The sequence below is a fragment of the Nocardia paucivorans NBRC 100373 genome (assembly GCF_000308675.1).
Lineage (GTDB): Bacteria > Actinomycetota > Actinomycetes > Mycobacteriales > Mycobacteriaceae > Nocardia > Nocardia paucivorans.
In genome coordinates this window covers 62,224-70,261 of sequence record NZ_BAGE01000126.1, presented here as the reverse complement: position 1 = coordinate 70,261, position 8,038 = coordinate 62,224, and the positions used below count along the sequence as shown (strand labels likewise).

Sequence of the window (8,038 nt, the reverse complement as noted above, 5' to 3'; positions counted from 1 at the left end):
CCCACACCCACCTCCCGCCACCACACCACCCGCCCGCCACACCCCCACACCCACGCACTACCCCACCCACCCCGACCCCCACACCCCCGGCGCACCCCACGACCCCACCCGACCACCCCAACTCCACCCCGACAGCCTCGACTACCGCAACGACCACACCGGCATCCCCCACACCGGCGGCCTCCCCCCCACCGAACTGGCACCCCCACCCACCCCACCGATCACACCCACACCGCCCACCCCCCTGATGGGCACACCCACCGACAACAACGACAACCGACCACGCCGCCGCAAACCACCCCACCCCCAACCCGCCCCACCACCACAACAACCCACACCGACACCGGCCGCTCGTCCGAAGGCCAAAAAGAAGGCCCGTCCTTCCGCCGTGCCGTCGCCGGAACGATTCGTGGTGCGTCGGGAGGGCGAGGACGTCGGCGTCCTGGGGGAGGAAGGCGCCCGGGTCAGAGGGGTCGCTCGAGCGCGCGAATGGGTGCGCTCATTGCATGGGAAGTTTCCCTGGCTCACCACAGACCAGATCGACACCGCGGAGTTGTTGGTCTCGGAGTTGGTGGCGAACTCGTTGCGTCACACCCGAGGTCCGGTCGAGGTCGTCGCCGCCGCCACGGACACCGACAATGCCTACACGACCCGCTTCGAGGTGAGCGACGAAAGCGAAGTGGCTCCGACACACACCGGTATGCCCGCCTGGGAGGCGGAGCGGGGCCGTGGCGGCGCGTTCGTCGCTCTGCTGTCGGATGCGCACGGGTTCACCACGAAAGAGGGTGGTAAGACCACCTGGTTCGAACTGCACACCCCGCACGCGGGTGGGACGGGCGGTGGAGCTCCCACTGTTATGCCGGACGATCAACCCGGCTCCTCGACCCACTACGTCCCTCGTGAAGATCCCCGTGCCGCAATTCTCGAACGTCCGAACTCTCGGCGGCGTCGGCGGCCGTTCAGCGGTAACGCGGCGACAGCCGGCCCCGACCTGTCCCTGGCCTATCACCATCACCCGGACGGCCGGGAATGGTCCGGAGACGAACGCCGACCCGAAGGCGAACCCGATCCGACCGTGCCCACTTCCGGCAACAGGCCTACCCACAATCCGGATGCACCGGACGAGAACGCCACCTCCGACCTGGACTCGACGCCCGCCCCGCCCTCGGCGACCCCGTCACAGGACGTACGGGCCCATCCCGAAAGCGGCGGCTCGGATCCGGCGGATAAGCGAGAGCCGGGTCGGGACGATGGCGAGCTCACGCCGGACGGGCCGCTCGCCGAGCGCAACTCGGGCGATCCCGACGGCGAACCGGACACCGGCAACCGTCCGGTCGACGGTGACGATGAGACATCCCCCGACGAGGAAGCCGCGGCCGCGGCGAGAACCGGTTTCCTGGAATGGATTCGCGGTAAGGCCAAGCCGAAGAACCCGAACCTGGCCGTGCTGTACACCGGCACCACCCTCTCCGCCGTGGGCAGCGTCGGGCTCTCCTCCTACGTCCCGCTGCTGGTCGAGCAGCTGGGTGATTCCTCGCAGCTGACCGGCATCACGACTTCCGCGACCCAGATGGCCGTGCTGGGTGTTCTGCTCCCCGCCGGGTACGTCGCCGACCGGTTCGAGAACCGCCGCACGATACGAATCGCAGCCGCGACCGGTCTGGCGACCACGGGTATTGCCGGAGGATGGATCATCGCCGGGTTGCCGGGTGCGTTGGAGGCCGTCATCGGGGCCTCGCTCGTCATCGGGGTGGCCGATACCTTCGGTAGGGCCAGTTCGGCGGTCTACGGTCGCTCGTTGGTCACAACGGACGAGGACAAGAGCACCGCGATAACGCTTCAGCTGCTGGAGCGCCAGGCCTCCGGGGCGGTGGGCAGGTTCATCAGTCCGGTGTTGGGGCGTATCACGCCGGCGCTCCCGTTCTGGACGAGCAGCGCGTTCTACGCGGCGAACCTGGGGACGTTGAGCAAGCTCCCCCCGATCACACCGCAGAATGCGCAGCGCCCTCGCCTGCTCGACGGTGCCCGCGCCATGTGGCAGGACACCTATCTACGTGGCAACGTCCTGCTTCTGCTGCCATGGGGTTTCGGAGCCATAGCATCCGGTGTGCAATTCGCGGATATCGCCAATACCGCGGGCTATTCGGCAACCACGACGGGTTTGCTCGCATCGTCGAGCAGCATGGGCCTGCTGTTGACGGCGCTCACACCGCAACGAGTTATCGATCGTCTCTCCTTGAAGTGGACACATCCGGTCACGATGACGGCGTGGGCGGCGCTCATGGCCGGGTACGCGACCACGACCAACCCGTGGATTCTGGGGCCCGCCTCGGCGGCCGTCGGCTCGGTTATCTGGCTCAACAACAAGAAGTTCTTCCAATACCAGGCCGAGGTGGTCCCCCAGGAGTCCATCGGTGGGGCAATGTCCGCGGTGGATATCGTGAATTACACCGGGGGCATCCTGGGCGGTTTCCTCAGCGGTTACGCATTGTCGACGATCGGCGGTGCCGCGACCGGATGGATGAACGCCGGCATCTTCGGCGCTGCGGCGGTGGCTTCGACAGCACTCGCGTGGCACACCCGCGGCTCGAAGAAGGCGTCGAAGTCGACCGGTGACGATCCGGCCTTGCCTCCGGCGGTGATCGAGAACTGCGCTATCCACCTCTCCCGGGTATTCCGGGCCCTGGCACTGGTCCATGACGGCTCGCCCGAACCCGACGACACCGACCCTCGGTGGGATTCCGAGAAGAACTGGAAGCCTGTCGAGGCCATTCTCGGCGCTCAACTGCGGCCGGTCACATACGACGGCGATCCGCGTTTCCCCGCCGTGGCCGAAACCGTCCGCGCCGAGGGAAACGGTATCGATATGGCCGTCATCGTCGTCGACGACGGCACGAACGCCCACCCCTATACCTTCGTCGGTGTAGAAGGTGAGGTCCTGGTCTTCGACACCCTCATCGACGATCCCGACAACGCAACCGTCCACGTCCGCAACTTCAATGGCGACGAGAACGGCGAGAACGCATGGAAACCCTCGTATCAGCACGTCGAAAAGGTTTTCGCCGCCTACTACTCGAACAACAACGGCATCCTCGCCCCCACTCGGCGACCACTTCCCAGGTACCTACATCTTCGCCACCCCCATAAAATCCAAGGGCCTCCCGCCGATCGGGAAGGTCCCGAATTCGCACCCGAGCACCACACATCCCCCACCTCGGCCGAAAAGGATGTCGCGGCAACTCGACCTGAGTCGGGGATCGCTCGAGATCGCGCGCGACACGACGAAACCGCCCAACCGTCGGATACCGATCCGGCGGCCCCTGAACGGTCCGGATGGCGATACCGGCGGGTGCGGGACGAGGTCGAACTGGCGCGTGTGCTGTACAACGATCCGCGCAGCAGGGCGGCTGTGATCGAGGTGCTGGACTGTTTGCGCGAGGTGCTCGCCCGGCTACATCCGGAAGCGACTCCGGACCGGATCGACGACGCTTTCTACGCGTACGAGAACGTGAAGTGGGGTGGCGCGGTGGCGCGCCACGTGTCGCTGGACGAGCTCCGGCGCGACGGGAGCCTGCGTGAACTGATGTCCGCGGTCCTCAACGCGATGATTCGGAACGCGGAGCTGGACAAGACACGCTCGGGCACCACGCTGGCCGACGGTATCGCCAAACTGCTGAACCGACCGGATTGGGAGGCGAGGGCAGCGGAGATCGGGCTGAACGTTCCCGCTCTACGCGCCGTGCGGGAGTCCATGTTGGCCGAGAAACTCGAGGGCTCGATAACCGCCCTGGATTTCCGTGACGTCAAGCACCTCGTTCGGTTGACCGACCCTGTCGTGGCGGACCTGTTCGCCGAATACACCCAGCGGGACGGCTTGACCCGCAACCGCCCCGATATGGCGCGCAGAAGTCCGGACCTGACCGAATACGCGCTGTTGTCGATGCCCGTATCGGAACGAGAACTGGACGCCATTCCACCCGGACTGCTCGTCGCCCGGCGAATCGCCACCCTGGATCCGGAGCGCGCACTGCCACGTGACACTCGTGGTCGGGTCGATGTGACGGCACTACTCGAGCAATTGCGTTCGGAAGATCCGACGATCACCGATGCGCTGCCGATCTACCGTTACGACGAGAACAGTCGTCGAATGTACGACTCGAACGGGCACGCCGTGGTCGACCGGGTCCAGGTTTTCTATCAGGAGGAACCCGTCAGCGCGGCGGCCGCTCTCGAACTCGATCCTCGTCGGTACTCGGTCTCGTTGCCCTGGCGTCCGGGCACCGCCCTGGTCGAACTCGACACCGACAATCCACTGTTCCAAGAGGTCGCCGTCCACCGTGGGTTCGCGCTCACCGCAGGACCGTCGGGTAGTGCCAGTCGATTGGTCGCCTACTCGAGTTGGTTGCCGCTCGGCTTTCCGAAGCACGATTTCATCGGCGCGGTGATCGGGTTCATGCTGCCGCACCATCATTCGCTGCACGAGATCGCGCACGGGCTGCGCATGGTCGGTGTCCCGTTGGTGGACGATGCGGTGCTCACCGGTGCCGATGCCGATACCTTCTATCGCGGGGTGCTCGACCGGTTCACTCGCGCACGACCGGCCCCCGCTCCGCGGGATCGGCTCGCCGGTCCTGCCGTGGCCGGGCCTGCGATGAAACCGGCGCAGCCCGAGAAGGATGTGCCCGGTAACGTACGGACCCCGTGGAGCAACAACCGTTCCCATAGCGCCCCCACCCGATCCGGCTCGGCCGCGCTGTCACCGGGCCAGATTCGGATCATTCGCCTGCTGGTGAACGGATATCCGCACCCCGCCATCGCGAAAGAAGTGGGGATGTCGCGGAATGCGTTGCGCCGTAACAGGTTCCGTATTTCGGCAAAACTGGCCGACCCGGCACCCGCGGTAATCGATCAACTCCGCGAGCTGTTCGACGATGTGGCCCTCCCACATGTGCTGAAGCACGTGCCCGATGCCGCGACGGCCCGTGCCGTCGCCGATAAGGCGTACGTCGAAACAGCCGAGCTGTTGGTGCGAGCCGACCGGCGGGTGGCACCGGATCTGGTCGTCGATATCGCCGGAGAACTCGCCCGGGAAACCTCCCGGCGCACACCACCCGACCGGACATCCACTCCGCGGCCACCGCAGCGCGCCCTGGTCGCCGAGGGGCGAGCCGCGGGCATCGGCCCCTTCGCGCACCCCGGCTTCAACCCCTTCGCCCCGGAACGGCACCGTGTCGTCGGTGGAAGGCCACGAAATATTCCGGCACAGGCCCTGGCCTTCCATCACAACGGTGAACACGAACACGACCCGGTCGACTGGGATCGACCGAAACCACGGCATGAGCCGGCAGCGGATAACGACCGGACATCCGCACATGAACCCATTACCGGCGCATCCATCGATGCCGGACCCACCACAACGACCGTCGCTTTGCCCCCCGAACAGGCCCGACAGCTGCTCGAGGAGCATATTGCGCACAATCGTCCCGATCAGGCCGCCGTCCTGATCCGGCAGCAGTACGGTGACAAGGTATTCCGCTGGGTGCATGCGCGCGTGCCCGACGAGCGAGTCGCCCGCCGTATCGCCGAAAACGCGTGTGACGTCCTCGTCGAGCGTCTGAACCGAATTGGGGGGCGCACCCTCGAACAAGGGGCTCTCCTCGTCGCCGGCAACCTTGTGGTGGAACATCGTATGTACTCTCTGTTCCGGCAACGCATTCTCGCCGCGTATCTCGACGGTCGGTCGCTCGACGAAGTTGGTCCGGTCGCACAGGCACTGGCCGAGGCCGAGTCCGTGGATATCCGAAATGCTCTCACCAACTCGCGCCTACATGATCTCAACCTCGATCAGCTCGAACGCATTCGCGCTTTTTGGCCCGCCCCGGTGAAGGGCGGGCGGCCATCCGACGGCCCGACCACTTCGGATCCGCTGACGGCAGTGGCGATCCGTAAATTCGCGGAAGCGGTCGCACGTGCGCGGGGAGTGTCACAGGTTGCCCCGGTGCGCGCGTCCGAACCGCAGATGGAGGTGCTGGATAGTATTGTTGCCAAGCTCACCCCGCAGGAGCGCGAGATATTCCGGGTGGCTGCGGGCGGTCTGTCGAACGCCACGATCACCGCGCTCGCGGTGGCCTTCCATACGTCACCTGATGTCATCCTCGAGCAGCTGGACGATATCGCGGTCAAACTGGGTGCCGACGATCGGCATGCCATCGTCGGTCTAGCGCGACGCGGTCGTACCGAGTCGCCTGCGCGCCCCGATGGACACCGGGCGGGCCGGGGCGGTTTCCCAATGGATCGCCGACAACTCCTGATGGCCTATCGTGTGGGCGGAATGACGACACAGTCCGACCACGCGCGAAGAGTGTTGAGGTGGATGACCGAAATGGAATTCCAGGACGTGTTCGCCGGACTGGATTCCACACAGCAGGAACTGCTCGTTGCCGCGGGTAACGACGCACAGGAACGTCGAGTACTCACGCCCGTCCAGCGTGAGGCCCTGGAAGCGTTGATCACCGCGCTCGAGGACGAGTATCCAGACGATCTCCCCAATCGAGAATTGAGCATTCGTGAGAACAAAGTACTCAACCTCTACATAGCAGGTGCGACAGCACAGGAAATCCAAACAAAACTAGGAATAAAAGAATCGAGCCTCAGACAATACTGGCAAGTCCTCGCACGCACTTTACGCGTCGGTATTCAGCCGCCGATCACGGGACCTGCACTGGACGAGCTCATCGCAACGCTCATGGAACGCCGGACATGGATCGAGTTGCCGGAGGCAGAGGTTCTCGTCCTTCGTCTGATCGCCGATGGCGCCACGGACCAGACCATCGGGGGCGCCCTGGGGATGCCGCCGAACCGGGTGGGCGATCTCTTGAATCGTCTGGTGGAGAAGGTCGGTTCCCAGGGCATGGTTCGCATGGTCCCGGGCAAGAGCGAGCTGTCGCCTCGACAACTCCATACCCTTCGTGCGCTGGTGAGCCCGGCGGCCGAGAACGCGCCATACGTGCCGATGGACGAGGTGGGGGCCTTCCGGCTCCGCATGGCCGATCGGCTCGCCGCGATCACCGAGCGCGTTGCCGACGAAATGGCAGTGCATACGCGAACACCCAGGCCCGAGCCGGCGAGCCGGGAACGTGAGGTGCTCGAGCTGCTCGCGGCAGGTCTGTCGTTGCGCGTGGTCGCGGCGCGACTGAACGTGTCGAAGGCCACCGTGGAGGGCTATCTCACACGCGCGGCCGGCAAACTCGGCACCGACGGTATGGTGCCGACCGTCTTGGCGGCGGATCGTGCGGGTTTGCTCGACCGTGTCGCCGTCGCCGACCCACCGGCCGAGGTCGAGCTGTCGGAGCGTGAGATTCGGGTGTTGCGCGCGATCGCCGAGGGATGGAGCAATACGGCCATAGCGGCGGAAGAAGAGATGTCGCCGGACCAGATGAAACATTTCCTGGCCCATGTGGCGGCCAAGTTCGGTACCGCGGGGCGACTTCCCACGGTGTTGGCCGCGCAGCGTCAGGGCTGGCTCGATACCGCCGAGTCGACCGGTGCCGCCGCGCCGAACTCGGTCGCGCTGTCACCTCGTGAGGCGCAGGTCCTTGGCCTGTTGATGAACGGCCACTCGGACCTTGCCATCGCGGCCGAATTGGGGGTGTCCTCGGACACGGTGCGTGATTACCGAGCACGCATGGCGAAGAAACTCGGTAATCCGGGGCCCGCTCTGGTCGACCAGGTTCGAGAACAGTTCGGCGATATGGCACTGGAACACGTACTGGACAGCGTGCCCACTTCGACGGCGGCCCGTGCGATCGCCGACAAGGTGTATATCGAAACGGCCGATCTGCTGGTCCGGGCCGATCAGCGGCGCGCCGGGAAACCGGTCGTCAGGGAACTGGTCGTCGCCATGGCCGACGAACTCGTTCGGGAACATCACCGCGCATAGACCACCCGAACGCCGGCACCGCGCTCGGCGAAACCCGCTCGGCCCGCCGACGGACAGCTCCCCGGGGCCGATTCTTTCGTCCACCCCGGCCACAATCCC

1 protein-coding gene is annotated in these 8,038 nt (G+C 65.6%); it reads left to right on the top strand.

The annotated features are described in order from the left end of the window. A partial coding sequence (locus tag ON32_RS25610; RefSeq protein ID WP_217998116.1) for a LuxR C-terminal-related transcriptional regulator occupies positions 1-7,939 on the top strand: 7,939 nt, incomplete at its 5' end. Between the last annotated feature and the right edge of the window lie 99 nt (positions 7,940-8,038).